Genomic DNA, 14395 nt, shown 5'->3' on the forward strand with positions numbered 1-14395 from the left:
AATCGAACACCACGGCAAAGGCGACCTGAGCGCACTGCTGGCGGGCAAGGACACCTGGACGGTCGTGGGCTGACCGTCCCGCCGGCCGCCGTGGGATCCGGCCATCGGCGGCGCGGGGACCACCGTCCCGGTGCCCGGCCGTCGCGTCCTCGTGACTCGGCGGCCGGGCGGCCGTATTCCTGGACGCATGGCCGCCACCGAGTCCGTGTCCCCGCCGCACGACCGACCGCTGTACCGCGTCAAACGGCTGCTGCTCGGCCCGCCGCTGATCACGGAGGAGTTGCGCACCGAGAAGCTGTCGAATCCGATGGCGCTCGGGGTGCTCGCCTCCGACTGCATGTCGTCGACCGCGTACGGGCCGGAGGAGATCCTGCGGGCGCTCGTCCCGGTGATCGGGGCGGCCGCGTTCTCGTTGCTGCTGCCGATCACCGGTGTGGTGATCCTGGTGCTGCTCCTGCTGACGCTCTGTTACCGGGACGTGGTCACCGTCTACACCCGGGCGGGCGGCAGTTACGTGGTGGCGCGGGAGAACTTCGGGCCCAACGTGGCGCAGATCGCGGCGGTGGCGCTGCTCATCGACTACATCGTGACGGTCGCGGTGCAGACGGCGGCCGGGACGGACGCGCTGGTCTCGCTGGCGCATCTGGCGGGCGGCGGGTTCACCAGGCTGGACCGTTTCAAGACGCCGTTGAGCGTCCTGGTGGTGCTGGTGCTGATGTACGGCAACCTGCGCGGGCTCCGGGAGGCGGGGCGGACGTTCGCGCTGCCCGCGTACCTGTTCATGGTGGCGGTCGGCGCGATGCTGGTGACCGGCGCGGTGCGGCTCGCCGTCGACGGACGGCTGCCGCACGCCGACCTGCACGCCTCGGGCGCGGTGCCGCTGGGCAGTCCGGGCAGCGGGGTGCTGTACGGGGCGTCGCTGTTCATCGTGCTGCGCGCGTTCGCCAACGGCGGGTCCTCGCTGACGGGCCTGGAGGCGATCTCCAACGGCGTGTCCGCGTTCCGTGAGCCGCAGGGCGTCAACGCGCGGCGCACGCTGGTGGCGATGAGCTGCACGCTGGGCGTGATGGTGCTGGGCGTGTCGCTGCTGGCCCGTGCCACGCACGCGATTCCCTACGCGGACGGCAATCCGACGGTGATCGCACAGGAGGCGCACCTGCTGTTCGGGTCGGGGTGGTTCGGCACCGCGGGGCTGGTCTACGTGCAGCTGGCCACCGCGTTGATCCTCTACACGGGGGCCAACACGCCGTTCACCGGCTTCCCGTTCCTGGCCAGCTTCGTGGCGGAGGACTCCTTCCTGCCCCGGCAGCTGACCCGGCGCGGGCACCGGCTGGCGTTCTCCAACGGGATCGTCGTGCTGACCGCGCTGGCGCTGGCCCTGCTGCTGGTGACCGGCGGCAGCGTGGACCGGCTGGTGGCGCTGTACGCGATCGGGGTGTTCACCGGGTTCACCATGGCGGCGGCCGGGCTGACGGCGTACCACTTCAGGCGGCGCGAGCCGGGGCGCCGGTTCAAGCTGGTGGTCAACGTGGCGGCGGGGATCGCGTCGGCGCTGGTCGTGCTGATCTTCGCGGTCACCAAGTTCGCGGAGGGCGCCTGGCTGGTGGTGATCCTCTTCCCGCTGGGGGTGGGCGCGCTCATCCGGATCAACCGTCAGTACCGCGCGGAGGCCGCCGCGATGGACGAGCTGCCCGCGCCCGGCGCCGACCGCGCGCCCTGGCGGCGGCACGTGGTCCACGTGCTGGTGGACAGCCTGGACCTGGCCACGTTCAAGGCGCTGCGGTACGCGCACGGGCTGGCGCCGGACGACATCCGGGCCGTCCACTTCATGATCGACGAGCGGCACGCGCGGGCGCTGATGGAGCGCTGGACGGACTCGATGGGCACCACGGTGCCGCTGGAGGTCGTCGCCTGCCCGGACCGGCGGCTGCACCGGGCGGTGCGCACCCTGGCCCGCGAGACCACGCGCGGTGGCGGGACCGCGCTGACGCTGCTGGTGCCGCGCCGGACGTACGGCTCGGTGCTCGGCCACATCCTGCACCGCGACACCGGCGACGCGATCGGCAAGGCGGTCGACCTGCCGGACGTGGCGGTGACGATCCTGCCGTTCGACGTGGACGCGGCGGTCCGGCGGCTGGAGGCGAGGCGCCGGGCGCGTTCGGCGTGAGCGGGCGGGGCGTTACGCGGTCACGTCGCGGGTGGTCAGCCGGGCCCAGGCCGCCGAGACGAAGACGGCCGCGTACAGGGCCTGGAGTCCCGCGTTCCTGGCGATCGCACTGCCGATGGCCGGGGCGCGCAGCAGGTCGGCGAAGCTCATCCAGTAGTGCGGGAACAGGTAGGGCTGGACGGCGTGCAGTTGCGGGACCGCGCCGAGGATCTGCACGGTGAGCAGGACGCCGACGGTGGTGGCCATGGCCGCGATGGCGCTGTCGGTGAGCGTGGAGACGAACAGGCCGAGCGCCGCGATGCCGACCAGCGAGACGGCCACCACGCCCGCGATGGCCAGCGCCCGCAGCAGCCCGTCGCCCAGCGACACGGTCTGCCCGGAGATCAGCGTGACGTCGCCGAACGGAAAGAGCGCGGCGCCGGTCGCCAGCGCGGCCAGGGCCACCACCAGCGTCGCGACCCCGCAGAACACCAGCACGGTGGCGTACTTGGTCAGCAGCAGCCGGGTCCGCCCCGCGGGGGCGACCAGCAGGTAGCGCAGCGTCCCGGCGTTGGCCTCGCCGGCGACGGAGTCGCCCGCCACCACGCCGACGGCCATCGGCAGGAAGAACGGCAGGGTGACGGCGAGTGAGGTGAAGACCAGGAACAGGCCGTTGTTGGTGACGTCGGCGATGAAGGCGGGGCCGTCGCCCGCGCCCTGCCGGTCGCCGCGGGTCTGGAACTTCACCGCGATGCCGACCAGCACCGGGATCGCGGCCAGCACGCCCAGCAGCGCGGCGGTGCGCCAACGGCGAAAGACGATGCGCAGCTCGCCGCGGAACAGTCCCAGCGACCACAGCGCCCGCGCCGTCCTGGAAGCGGTCGGCGTCCCTGAGCCCTCCGGCGTGCCCGGCGTCTCGGCCGCGGGTCCGGCCCCCGCTGCCGGCGCGCCGGCCCCCGCGTCGGTCCCGGTCGCCACGTCCGCCTCAGCCCGCGACATCGAAGCCCTCCCCGGTCAGCGCCACGAAGGCGTCCTCCAGCGACGCGCGTTCGGTGCCGAAGGCGCGCACCCGTACCCCGGCGGCGACCAGGGCGGCGTTCAGCTCGGCCACGTCCGCGGCGGGCTGCGGCAGTTCGCCGGTGACCCGGTCGGCGTCGGCGCCGACGTCGGTCAGGCCGTGCTCCTTCAGGACGCGGACCGCGTCGGCCACGTCGGGCGTGGTGACGGCGAGCCGCCCGCGCGCGCCCGCGGACAGCTCGGCGACCTCGCCCTGGACGACCAGCTCGCCCCGGGACATCACCGCGGCGTGCGTGCAGACCTGCTCGATCTCGTCCAGCAGGTGGGAGGAGAGGAAGACGGTGGTGCCCTCGGCGGCGACCTCGCGCACCAGCGTGCGGATCTCCCGCATCCCCTGCGGGTCGAGGCCGTTGGTCGGCTCGTCCAGCACCAGCAGCTCGCGCGGTCGCAGCAACGCGCGGGCCAGGCCCAGGCGCTGCTTCATGCCCAGCGAGTAGACCCGCGCCTTCTTGGCCGACGCCGCGCCGAGCCCGACGCGTTCCAGCGCGGCGCCGACCCGGGCCGTGCGGGTGGCCGGGTCGGCGGTGGGGTCGGCGGCGTCGTAGCGCAGCAGGTTCTCCCGGCCGGTGAGGAACCCGTACAGCGCCGGACCCTCGATGAGCGCGCCGACCCTGGGCAGCACCTGGCGGGCGGCGCGCGGCATGGGTTCGCCCAGGACGCGCGCGCCGCCCGAGGTCGGCTCGATCAGGCCGAGCAGCATGCGGATGGTGGTGGTCTTGCCCGAGCCGTTGGGCCCGAGGAAGCCGAAGACGCTGCCGCGCGGCACGGTCAGGTCGAGCCCGCGTACCGCGAACTGCCCGCCCCGGAAGCGCTTGGTCAGCCCTCGCGTGTCGATCGCGGGGGCGGGCGGCCCGTCCATCCGGTTCCTCCTAGCTGGTCGGCTCCGGCCCGCGGGGGGCCTCAGCCGCGCCGACGGTCACCCTGCGGCCGCGTTCGCCGCCTCGACCAGGGCCTCCTGGGTGACGGCGCCCGCGTAGACGGCGCCCTTGTCGGTCACCAGGACGTTGACCAGGCGGGTGCTGATCACCGTACCGGAGCCGAAGCGGCCGGAGACGTGGTGGCCGAGCGTGCCGAGCAGTCCTTCGACGCCGGCCGGGCCCTGGGCGCTGCCGCCCTGGGAACCCTGTCCGCTCTGCCCGCCCTGGCCGCTCTTGAGGCCCGCGCCCGACGGTGCCTTCAGCTCGGCGATCGTGGTCCAGCCGGTGCCGGTCAGCTCGGGGCCCGAGGCTCCGCCCGGCAGCTTCGCCGCGCCGGAGCCGACCGCGCCGGAGCCCGCCGCGCCGCCCGGCCCGCCGGGGTGCTCACCGTGCTGGTCCTGCTTGCCCTGCGTCACCTTGGCGCCCTTGGGCACGGTGAAGGTGAAGTCGCTCGCCGACGGCTTGCCGAAGTTCACGCGGGTGTAGGCGATGTCCACCGCCGCCTTGCCACCGCCCTTCGGGGTGAGGGTGAAGGCGAGCGGCGTGCCGGTGGCGGAGTCCACCGCGACGCGCACCGAGTCGATGGTGCTGTCGGCCTGCTTGGGCCGCACCAGCAGCTCGTACGCGCTGCGCCCGGCGACCCGCGCGGTGCCGTCCACCGTCATCGAGGTGGTCGGACCGGCGGCCTTCAGCAGCTGGTCCACCGCGGCCTGCGGGGTCGTCGGCACCCCGGCCGGGGGCTTGTCGGCGTGCGCGGTCCCGGCGGGGTGCGCGGGCTCGGTGGCGTGGTAGACGGAGTTGGCGCCGCTGTCGTACGCCCACATCTGGGTGCCGTCGTGGATGACGGTGTACTGCGAGGTGTCGTCGACGATCGACAGCCGCTGGCGGTCCGGGCCGTCGGCGGCCACCTGAAGGGTGTGGGTGCCCGACAGCAGCTCGGTCAGCTTGGCCGCCGGGTCGGCGGCGGAGGACGAACCGGACGAGGCCGAGGGGCTCGACCCGGACGCGCCGGAGCCCGAGGAGCCGCCGAACGGGTCGGAGGAACCGGCCGCCGAGCCGCTCGCGCCGCCCGCGACGCCGCCGAGCAGACCGCCGGACAGGCCCGAGGGCAGGCCGAGGTCCGTGCTGACGCGGACCGAGCCGGACAGGGTGCTGGTGTCGGAGGCCGCCATCTTGTCCAGCAGCTGGCGCGCCGTCAGGTGGGGCAGGGACGGGCCGCTGCCGGTGCTGGCCAGCGCGGTGCCCAGGCCGATGGTGGTCGCGGCCACCGCGGCGACCGCGACCGGCACCGCGTAACGCGTCAGCGCGCGCCGCCGCCGGGCCCTGGCCTCGCCGTCGACGTCGCCGAAGTCCGCGTAGCCCCCGAAGTCCCCCTCGGGTCGCGGCGATTCGTTCCGTGCCATTGCCTACCTCCGTCGTTGGCGGCGGTACCGGACCATTGTCACCCCGGTCCCCCTTCGTCCGCTGTGCTCCATCCCACCAAACGGGTCCGCCGGCCACATCCCCCCACGGGATCAACCCCGGGTACGCCCCGGGGATGACGGGCCGGGGTCGCCTTCCCCTAGGGGCGGCGGCCGCTCCCCCGCCCGCCGGGGAGAGCGGGCCGGGGTGCCGCGGCGCTCCGGCTTGAACTCTCGGATCTCCAACTACCCCTCTCGACCTGGGGGTTCGAGTGCGACAGGATGCGGGCGTGAGCGAGCACCGACCCTCCAGGGGCCAGCACAGACGGTCCACCGGCCCGGAGCCGGACGAGGAGTTGATACGCGCCCTGCACGCCGCGCACGCGGCACCGCTGTACGCGTTCGCGCTGCGGCTGGTGGAGGGCGACCGGGACCGCGCGCAGGACGTGGTGCGCGAGACGCTGCTGACCGCCTGGCGGGAGACCGAACGGCTGGAGCGCGGGGCGGCGGCGCTGCGGCCGTGGCTGGTGAGCGTGGCCCGGCGGATCGCGCTGGGCCCCGCGGGCGGCGGGGCGCCGGCGCCCGTGCCGGAGTCCGGGGAGGTCGACGCCGCGCTGCGGATGATGGCGGTGTGCGACGCGCTGGCGGACCTGACGGAGGGGCACCGCGAGGCGCTGACCGCGACGTACTTCGCGGGGCGGACGGCCGCTCAGGCCGCGCAGGTGCTGGGGGTGCCGGCGCAGGAGGTGCGGACCCGGGCGTTCTACGCGCTGCGCAGGCTGAAGATCGCGCTGGAGGAACGAGGGGGACTTCGTCGGACGTGAACCCCTTGGTGGCGGCGTACGCGAAGCGGCAAGGCGCGGTGGGCGCCGCGCTACGGGGGCCGGGAAGGCAGTGACAGCTTGCGGCGGTGCGTCCGCCGGTCCGGTGGGCTCGGCACCGCCGGACAGCGACGTACCTCTTGCCAGCCGTCGCGGCGGAAAGAACGTGCTCCGGCCCGAAAGACTCAGCCCGCCCGGTGGACCACCGCGTCACACAGGGCCTCCAGCGCGTTCTTCGCGGCGCACTCCGGCAGGGGGGACAGGGCCGCGCGGGCCAGGTCGGCGTAGCGGATCGCGTCGCGGCGGGCCATCTCCAGCGCGGGGTGCGCCCGCAGCAGGGCGAGCGCCTGCGCGTGGCGGGCGTCGTCCGTGAGGTCGCCCTCCAGCAGCGCGATCAGCCGGCGGTCCTCGGGGCTGTCGAAGGCGCCGGAGCGCAGGTGCAGCACGGGCAGCGTGGCGATGCCCTCGCGCAGGTCGGTGCCCGGGGTCTTGCCGGACTCGTGGCCGTCGCTGGCGATGTCCAGCACGTCGTCGACGAGCTGGAAGGCGATGCCGATGCGCTCGCCGTACTGGGTGAGGGTGTCCACCACCGCGTCGTCCGCGCCGGACATCATCGCGCCGAACCGCCCGGAGACCGCCATCAGCGAGCCGGTCTTGCCGGCCAGCACCTCCAGGTAGTGGTCGATGGCGTCGCGACCGTCCTGCGGGCCCGCGGTCTCCAGGATCTGGCCGGTGACCAGCCGCTCGAACGCCTCGGCCTGGATGCGCACCGCCTCCGGGCCCAGGTCGGCCAGTATGTGCGAGGCGCGGGCGAAGACGAAGTCGCCGGTCAGGACGGCGACCGAGTTGTCCCAGCGGGCGTTGGCGGTGGGCACGCCGCGCCGCACGTCGGCCTCGTCCATGACGTCGTCGTGGTAGAGCGTGGCGAGGTGGGTCAGCTCCACGACGACCGCGGAGGGCACCACGCCGGGCGCGTACGGGTCGCCGAAGTGCGCGGCCAGCAGCACGACCAGCGGCCGGAAACGCTTTCCCCCGGCCCGCACCAGGTGCTGCGCGGCGTTCGTGATGAACGGCACGTCGCTCTTGGTGGCCTCCAGCAGGCCCTCTTCGACCTCCGCGAGACCGACACGGATGTCGGTGTCGAGGACCTGGTCGCGCACGCTCAGCCCGAAGGGCCCGACGACGGTCACGAGGGGAGCTCCTGTCGCTGATTCGGTCGTGGCCTGAAGTGCCATTGGTTGCAGCGTATCCGGTCCCCTGTGGATCACTGGTGGCCGGTGCGCCGGACACCGTGGTGAGCTGCCAGGTGAAACGGCCGTTCCGGGTCCCCCCGACGGCGCCCGCCACCCTCGTCCCGGGTCCCTCAGACGGCGCTCGCCGCCCCCGTTCCGCGCACCCTGGCCGTCACCGCCGCCGCGAGCCGGGGCGAGGCGTAGCGGGTCCCGCACACGAAGCGCATCAGCGGGCCGAAGGTCGCGGCGGACGGCAGGCCCGTGAAGTACAGCCCCGGCACCGATCCCCCGTAGCCGCGGTCCAGCAGCGGGGAGCCTCCGGTGCGGGTCAGCCGGGCGCGCAGTCCCGGCCCGAGGAAGTCCAGCGCGTCGACGTCCACCCGGTAGCCGGTGGCGGCGAGCACGTGGTCGGCGGAGAAGTCGCGCAGGCCGCCCTCGGCGCCGCCCCGTGTCGTCAAGATCACGCGGTTGGTGGCGGTGTCGAGGCGGGCGGCGACCGGTTCGCGGCCCTGGACGACGGGCGCGCGGCCCTCGAAGCGGTCGTGCAGCCACCAGGCGCCGCGCGGTCCGAGGACCTTGCGCACCAGCCACAGCCGGGTGGGCTCGGGCAGGTAGCGGAAGGCGGAGGGTCCTGGCACGTTGCTGAACGCGTACAGCGACCAGGCGCGGCCGACCGGCGAGTCGGGCTTCCACTGGATGCCGTCGCGCGGCGGCGCGCCGAAGCCGACGCTGCCGCGCCGCCGGGCCAGCACGGTGACCGAGGCGCCGCCCTCGGCGAGCAGCGCGGCGCTCTCCAGCGCGGACTGCCCGGCGCCGACGACCAGCACGTCGCGTCCGGCGAACCGGCCGAGGTCGGTGTGCTGGGCGCTGTGCGAGACCGGGCCGGTGGCGGACGGGCCGTCGGGGGCGGCGTCGAGCAGCACCTCGGGCACGTGGGCGAAGCCGCTCAGGCCGCTGGCGACGACGACCGCGGGGGCGGTCAGCTCCTCGCCGGACTCCAGCTTGACCCGGAACTCCCGCGCGTCGCGGTCCACCGAGGCGACCCGGACCCGTTCGACCTCGGGGACGAGGCGTTCGGTGAACCACTCGCCGTAGCGGACGAAGAACTCCAGGGTCACCAGGTCCCGCTCGGTGACGAGGCGGGGCTCCCCCACCGCGTCGCAGAAGTCCTGGAGGGTGTGGCCGCGGCCGGGCGCGGAGATGGTGGAGGCGTCCGGGGTGGACTTCAGCACCATCTTCGTGGGCATCGTCTCCGTCCAGCTGGACATCGGCGTGCCGAAGACGCGGACGGGGACGCCGCGTGCCTTCAGGTGCGCCGCGGTGGACAGGCCGTACGGCCCGGCGCCGATCACCACCACTGGGTTCATGCCTGATCCCCTCCCGGAGCGGATGTCGTGTGGGCCGATGTCGTGTGGGCGGCGGGTGGCGGCGCGGGCCGGCTCGCGGGCCGGTTGCGGCGCCGGGTCCGCCACAGCTGGAGCAGGTGCTTGGCGCCCGGTCCGCCGAGGCGGGCGAGCATGGTGAGGAACGGCTTGACGTCGTCGCCGCTGAACCAGGCGAGTTCGGTGCCGGTGGCGCGGCGGGGGGCGTGCGGGGTGGTGTAGCCGCCGCGGCGGTAGGCGATCAGGGCGGGCAGGTCGATGTTCTCCACGACGAAGCGGCGGCCGTCCAGCTGTGCCACCCGCGGAACATGACGGCCCGTCAGGTCGAGGTGGTGGGCGCGGACGACGTCGATGCCCGCGGCGTTCTCGAAGAGCCGGAACTGCGCGCCGACGCGCGGGTTGAAGTCCAGCAGCTTGTAGCGCCCGTCGCGGCGGTCGAAGCGCAGGTCGAGGTCGGCGGTGCCGGAGAAGCCGATCTGCTTGACGAACTGGGCGGCCAGATCCGCGAGTTCGGGGTTGGGCACGACGTAGGCGCAGGCGGTCATGCCCGCGTGCGGTGGCCAGGAGCGGACCTTGACCCCGGTGAACAGGGCCCGGGGCGCGTGGTCGGCGTCGAAGTAGCCGTGCACGATCCAGTCCTCGGCCTGCTCGCGCGGCAGGTACTCCTGGAGCACCACGCCGGGCCGCTCGCCCCAGCCGCCCGCCAGCGCCAGCAGTTCGCGCGGTCCGGCGATGCGGGTGGTGCCGGGCACCACGGGCGCGCGGCGGCGTTCGAACGCGTCGCGGTTCTTGGCGACCACGGGGAAGCGGGCCTCTTCCGCGAACTCCCTTATGTCGTCCTGGGTTTCGGGGAACGCGGCGCGCGGGGTGGGCACGCCGTGCGTCAGGCACAGGTCGTGCAGGCCGCGCTTGCTGGCGAGCCGCCGGGGCAGCGTGGGATCGACCCGGGGCAGCAGGAAGCGGGCGGACAGTTCGGCCGCGTGCTCGGCGACGAGCACCGCGGCCTCCTCGTCGGTGGGGATCAGCACGCTGGGTCTGCCGATCCGGCGGCCGACGTCCAGCAGTCCGGCGACCAGCCGCTCGGGTTCCTCCAGGCCGGTGGTGGGCCACACGTAGCCGTGGGTCAGGTAGCGGGAGGAGCCCGCCGGGGTGAAGCGGTCCTCGGTGACCGCGTACATCGGGACGCCCAGCCTGCCGAGGCTGCGGATGGCGCCGACACCGCCGTGGTGCAGCGGGTAGTTGCCGATCTTCACCATGAGGCCCGGTACGGACCTGTCCACCGCGAACGACGGCGCACTCGCCACATGACCCCCCTCGGTCGCGGGAGGTTCTCCCCCCTCCCCGCGGCGTTCCCAGGACGCTACTGGCGGACCATCGGACCCAGCAACCGGTTCGGCCATATTGCGAACACGATGTCGGGCATTGGCCCGATCGTGTCATCAGGGCCCGTTCGTGCCGTCCGGTGTCCCGCGTGGGGAGCGCCGGACGGCACGCCGAGGAAGGTCAGCGCGAGTGCTGACGCGTCAGCTCCACAGCGGGTACGACACGTGGCGCGGGCTGTGGTCCGGACGGGCGCCCGGGTAGGTCAACTCCAGCGTGGTGAACCGCTGTTGACCGTGGTGCCCGGCCCACGCCCTCGGGTTCGCCAGCTTCACGTCGACGGCGTACGAGTGGAACTTGCCCGCGGCGCAGTACGGCGTGCAGTCGTTGACGACGTTGGTGCCGGTGGCCGTGGCCGACGAGGCGCCCCAGGACTTCCAGTGCAGCTTCACCAGGCCGTTGTTGCCGTCCGCGCAGGCCAGCAGGTAGGTGCCGGGACGGACCTGCGCCTTGAAGGAGCAGTCGACCACGACCGGCCGCGCACCGGACGTGTGCGTATCGGAAGGGGCCCGGGTGGCGGCGGACGCCGGCAAGGAGGCTCCGGCGAGGGCGGCGCCCGCGCAGAGTATGACCGCGATCTTCAGGTGACGACCTCGCATGGGTCCTCCCCGGGTTGGGACGTGAATGCCGGGTACGACCCTACGACCCGATCCGGCGGAATACCAACCAATCGGGTCATAGGTTCGTAACGACATTTTCGGTGACAGAAAGGGACGAGTGACGACCATGTGTGACCGGCGCCACAACGGGCTTCCTGCCCCCTCAGCGCACGAAGACACCCGCCTTTCCGGCCAGGTCCAGGAAGTACTGCGGAGCGACGCCCAGCACCAGCGTCACCGCCACGCCCAGCGCGATCGCGGTGGAGGTCAGCGGGCTGGGGATGGCCACCGTGGGACCCTGCGGCTGCGGCTCCTGGAAGAACATCATCACGATGACCCTGATGTAGAAGAACGCGGCGATGGCCGAGGAGATCACACCGACGACGACCAGCGGGACCGCGCCCCCCTGCGCCGCCGCCTTGAAGACCGCGAACTTCCCCGAGAACCCGGCGGTCAGCGGAATGCCCGCGAACGACAGCAGGAAGACCGCGAACACGGCGGCCAGCAGCGGCGAACGCCGGCCCAGGCCCGCCCACTTGGACAGGTGCGTCGCCTCGCCTCCGGCGTCGCGCACCAGCGTGACCACCGCGAAGCCGCCCAGCGTCACGAAGGAGTAGGCGACGAGGTAGAACAGCACCGACGACACACCGCTGGGCGAGACCGCGATGACGCCGGTGAGCAGGAAGCCCGCGTGGGCGATCGAGGAGTACGCCAGCAGCCGCTTCACGTCGGTCTGGGTGACCGCGATGATCGCGCCGACCACCATGGTGACGATGGCGACGCCCCACATCACCGGCCGCCAGTCCCACCGCATCCCGGGCAGCACCACGTACAGCAGCCGCAGCAGCGCGCCGAACGCGGCCACCTTCACCGCCGCCGCCATGAAGCCGGTGACCGGGGTCGGCGCGCCCTGGTAGACGTCGGGCGTCCACATGTGGAACGGCACCGCCGCGACCTTGAACAGCAGCCCCATCACCACCATCGCGCCGCCGATCAGCAGCAGCGCGTCGTTGCCCGTGGTGTTGGCCAGCGCCGGGGTGAGCTTGGCGGTGCCGTCCACCACGTCCGCGATGCCGCCGTACGAGACCGTGCCCGCGTAGCCGTACAGCAGCGCGATGCCGAACAGCAGGATGGCGGAGGAGAACGCGCCCAGCAGGAAGTACTTGACCGACGCCTCCTGCGACATCAGCCTGCGGCGCCGGGCCAGCGCGCACAGCAGGTACAGCGGGAGGGAGAAGACCTCCAGCGAGACGAAGAGGGTCAGCAGGTCGTCGGCGGCGGGGAAGATCATCATGCCGGCGACCGCGAACAGCAGCAGCGGGAAGACCTCGGTGGTGGTGAACCCGGCCCGCACCGCCTTCTGTTCCTGCTCGCCGCCCGGCACCGCGGACCCTTGCGCGGCGAAGGAGTCCACCCGGTTGCCGTGCGCCACCGGGTCGAGGCGGCGCTCGGCGAAGGTGAACGTGGCGACCAGCGCGATCAGCACGATCGTGCCCTGGAGGAAGAGCGCGGGCCCGTCGACCGCCACCGCGCCCATCGCGGCGACGTGCGACCGCCCCTGCGCGTAACCGTCGGCGGCCAGCGCCACCAGCGCGGCGAACGCGGCCGCCAACCCCACGACGGACACCGCGAGTTGACCGGCGTAGCGGGCGGCACGCGGGGCGAACGCCTCGATCAGCACGCCGAGCACGGCGGCGCCGAAGACGATCAGCACCGGGGAGAGCTGGGCGTACTCGATGTGCGGGGTGGGGATCGCGGGGGTCGCGGCGGTGTCCGCGAGGGCCCGCGTTGTCCACAGGCTGTGGACGGCTGCTGCCGTGGCGCTCACTTGGCGTTCTCCTTCGCTGCGGCGACCGCGGGCACGGTGACCTTCGGCGGGGGGTCGGTGCGGTGGACGTCGGAGAGGGTGTCCTTGACCGCCGGGTTGATCACGTCGGTCACCGGCTTGGGATAGACCCCGAGGAAGAGCAGCAGCGCGATCAGCGGCGCCACCACCACCAGTTCCCGCACCTTGAGGTCCTTCATGCCCTCGATGCCCGCCTTGACCGGGCCCGTCATGGTGCGCTGGTAGAGCACCAGCACGTACAGCGCGGCCAGCACGATGCCGAGGGTGGCGATCACACCGAGCGCCGGATAGCGGGTGAAGGTGCCGACCAGCACCAGGAACTCACTGACGAACGGCCCGAGTCCGGGCAGCGACAGCGTCGCCAGGCCGCCGACCAGGAAGGTCCCGGCGAGCAGCGGCGCGACCTTCTGCACCCCGCCGAAGTCCGCGATCCTGCGCGAGCCGCGCCTGCTGATCAAGAAGCCCGCGACCAGCAGCAACGCGGCGGTCGAGACGCCGTGGTTGACCATGTAGAGGGTCGCGCCGGACTGGCCCTGGGAGGTCATCGCGAAGATGCCCAGGATGATGAAGCCGAAGTGCGAGATCGACGCGTACGCGATCAGCCGCTTGATGTCGCGCTGGCCGACCGCGAGCAGCGCGCCGTAGATGATGCCGATGACGGCCAGCACCAGGATCACCGGCGTCGCCCACTTCGAGGCGGCCGGGAAGAGCTGGAGGCAGTAGCGCAGCATCGCGAAGGTGCCGACCTTGTCCACGACCGCGGTGATCAGGACGGCGACCGGTGCGGTGGACTCGCCCATGGCGTTGGGCAGCCAGGTGTGCAGCGGCCACAGCGGCGCCTTGACCGCGAAGGCGAAGAAGAAGCCCAGGAAGATCCAGCGTTCGGCGGTCGTGGACAGCGTCAGCGTGCCGTTGGCCCGGTCGTGCAGGATCTGCGGCAACGAGAAGGTGCCCGCGCCGAGTTGGTGGGCGGTGACCGCGTAAAGACCGATCACCGCGGCCAGCATGACCAGGCCGCCGACCAGGTTGTAGAGCAGGAACTTCACGGCCGCGTAGGAGCGTTGGCGGGCCTGCTCGTCCTCGCCGTGCGCGCCCGCCTGGTCGCCGAAGCCGCCGATGAGGAAGTACATCGGGATCAGCATGGCTTCGAAGAAGACGTAGAAGAGGAAGACGTCGGTGGACTCGAAGGCGATCACCACCATCGCCTCGACCAGCAGGATCAGCGCGAAGAAGCCCTGCGTGGGCCGCCAGCGGCGGTCACTGGTCTCCAGCGGGTCGGCGTCGTGCCACCCGGCGAGCATCACGAACGGCACCAGCACCGCGGTCAGCAGCACCAGCACCACCGCGATGCCGTCCACCCCGAGCTCGTAACGCACCCCGAACGCGGTGATCCAGGCGTGCGACTCGGTGAGTTGGTACCGCGCGCCGCCCGGCGAGAAGCGGGCGGTCACCACGGCCGCCAGCACCAGCGTGGCCAGCGCGAAGGCCAGCGCCGTCCACTTGGCCGCGGTGCGCCGGGCGGCCGGCACCGCGGCGGTCACCACCGCGCCGGCCGCGGGCACCACGGCGGTGACGGTGAGGAGCGGGAAGGACAT

The 14395-nt window shown here is 73.1% G+C and carries 11 protein-coding genes; 2 read left to right on the top strand and 9 right to left on the bottom strand.

What is annotated here, in order from left to right:
• Positions 1-187: 187 nt before the first annotated feature.
• A complete protein-coding gene (locus tag K7472_RS27425; protein ID WP_222981266.1) occupies positions 188-2167 on the top strand; it encodes an APC family permease in 1980 nt (659 codons plus the stop codon).
• A gap of 12 nt (positions 2168-2179) precedes the next feature.
• On the opposite strand, the gene K7472_RS27430 is transcribed toward K7472_RS27425, so the two are convergent.
• The 3 genes from K7472_RS27430 to K7472_RS27440 are packed head-to-tail and all read right to left on the bottom strand — an operon-like array spanning position 2180 to position 5543.
• Positions 2180-3145 (bottom strand): ABC transporter permease, encoded by a 966-nt coding sequence (locus K7472_RS27430; protein ID WP_222981267.1) that lies wholly within the window; start codon positions 3143-3145, stop codon positions 2180-2182.
• On the bottom strand, positions 3132-4082 hold the full coding sequence (locus tag K7472_RS27435; RefSeq protein WP_222981268.1) for an ABC transporter ATP-binding protein: 951 nt from the start codon (positions 4080-4082) through the stop codon (positions 3132-3134). Before K7472_RS27435 ends, K7472_RS27430 begins: the two co-directional genes overlap by 14 nt.
• A 57-nt stretch (positions 4083-4139) precedes the next feature.
• Positions 4140-5543, bottom strand: a complete 1404-nt coding sequence (locus K7472_RS27440; protein WP_222981269.1) for a LolA family protein — start codon at positions 5541-5543, stop codon at positions 4140-4142.
• Positions 5544-5830: 287 nt separating this feature from the next.
• Between K7472_RS27440 and K7472_RS27445 the strand changes: the two genes are divergently transcribed.
• Entirely contained in the window at positions 5831-6364 is a 534-nt protein-coding gene (locus K7472_RS27445; protein ID WP_308014115.1) for a sigma factor-like helix-turn-helix DNA-binding protein, read from the top strand.
• Between the two features lie 182 nt (positions 6365-6546).
• Here K7472_RS27445 and K7472_RS27450 read toward each other — a convergent pair whose 3' ends face one another.
• The 6 genes from K7472_RS27450 to K7472_RS27475 all read right to left on the bottom strand — a co-directional run bounded on the left by K7472_RS27450 (position 6547) and on the right by K7472_RS27475 (position 14395).
• Positions 6547-7551, bottom strand: a complete 1005-nt coding sequence (locus tag K7472_RS27450) for a polyprenyl synthetase family protein (RefSeq protein ID WP_222981271.1) — start codon at positions 7549-7551, stop codon at positions 6547-6549.
• A gap of 173 nt (positions 7552-7724) precedes the next feature.
• The gene (locus tag K7472_RS27455; protein WP_222981272.1) at positions 7725-8960 is read right to left on the bottom strand and encodes an FAD-dependent oxidoreductase; all 1236 of its coding nucleotides are present in this window, start codon (positions 8958-8960) and stop codon (positions 7725-7727) included.
• Positions 8957-10231, bottom strand: coding sequence for a carboxylate--amine ligase (locus tag K7472_RS27460; protein WP_252396345.1), 1275 nt, complete (start codon positions 10229-10231; stop codon positions 8957-8959). The genes K7472_RS27455 and K7472_RS27460 overlap by 4 nt, the downstream gene beginning before the upstream one ends.
• A gap of 267 nt (positions 10232-10498) precedes the next feature.
• Entirely contained in the window at positions 10499-10954 is a 456-nt protein-coding gene (locus K7472_RS27465; RefSeq protein WP_222981273.1) for a hypothetical protein, read from the bottom strand.
• Positions 10955-11117: 163 nt separating this feature from the next.
• Positions 11118-12782: an NADH-quinone oxidoreductase subunit NuoN gene (gene nuoN, locus K7472_RS27470; RefSeq protein WP_222981274.1), complete on the bottom strand. Its 1665-nt coding sequence runs from the start codon at positions 12780-12782 to the stop codon at positions 11118-11120.
• The gene (locus K7472_RS27475) at positions 12779-14395 is read right to left on the bottom strand and encodes an NADH-quinone oxidoreductase subunit M (protein ID WP_222981275.1); all 1617 of its coding nucleotides are present in this window, start codon (positions 14393-14395) and stop codon (positions 12779-12781) included. The genes nuoN and K7472_RS27475 overlap by 4 nt, the downstream gene beginning before the upstream one ends.

This window comes from Streptantibioticus parmotrematis (assembly GCF_019890615.1).
Classification (GTDB): Bacteria; Actinomycetota; Actinomycetes; order Streptomycetales; family Streptomycetaceae; genus Streptantibioticus_D; species Streptantibioticus_D parmotrematis.

Bases quoted from the DNA above. Each gene is read 5' to 3' on its own strand.
- K7472_RS27425 (WP_222981266.1), top strand. From the start codon at position 188: ATGGCCGCCACCGAGTCCGTGTCCCCGCCGCACGACCGACCGCTGTAC.
- K7472_RS27430 (WP_222981267.1), bottom strand. From the start codon at position 3,145: ATGTCGCGGGCTGAGGCGGACGTGGCGACCGGGACCGACGCGGGGGCC.
- K7472_RS27435 (WP_222981268.1), bottom strand. From the start codon at position 4,082: ATGGACGGGCCGCCCGCCCCCGCGATCGACACGCGAGGGCTGACCAAG.
- K7472_RS27440 (WP_222981269.1), bottom strand. From the start codon at position 5,543: ATGGCACGGAACGAATCGCCGCGACCCGAGGGGGACTTCGGGGGCTAC.
- K7472_RS27455 (WP_222981272.1), bottom strand. From the start codon at position 8,960: ATGAACCCAGTGGTGGTGATCGGCGCCGGGCCGTACGGCCTGTCCACC.
- K7472_RS27460 (WP_252396345.1), bottom strand. From the start codon at position 10,231: ATGGTGAAGATCGGCAACTACCCGCTGCACCACGGCGGTGTCGGCGCC.
- K7472_RS27465 (WP_222981273.1), bottom strand. From the start codon at position 10,954: ATGCGAGGTCGTCACCTGAAGATCGCGGTCATACTCTGCGCGGGCGCC.
- K7472_RS27475 (WP_222981275.1), bottom strand. From the start codon at position 14,395: ATGTCCTTCCCGCTCCTCACCGTCACCGCCGTGGTGCCCGCGGCCGGC.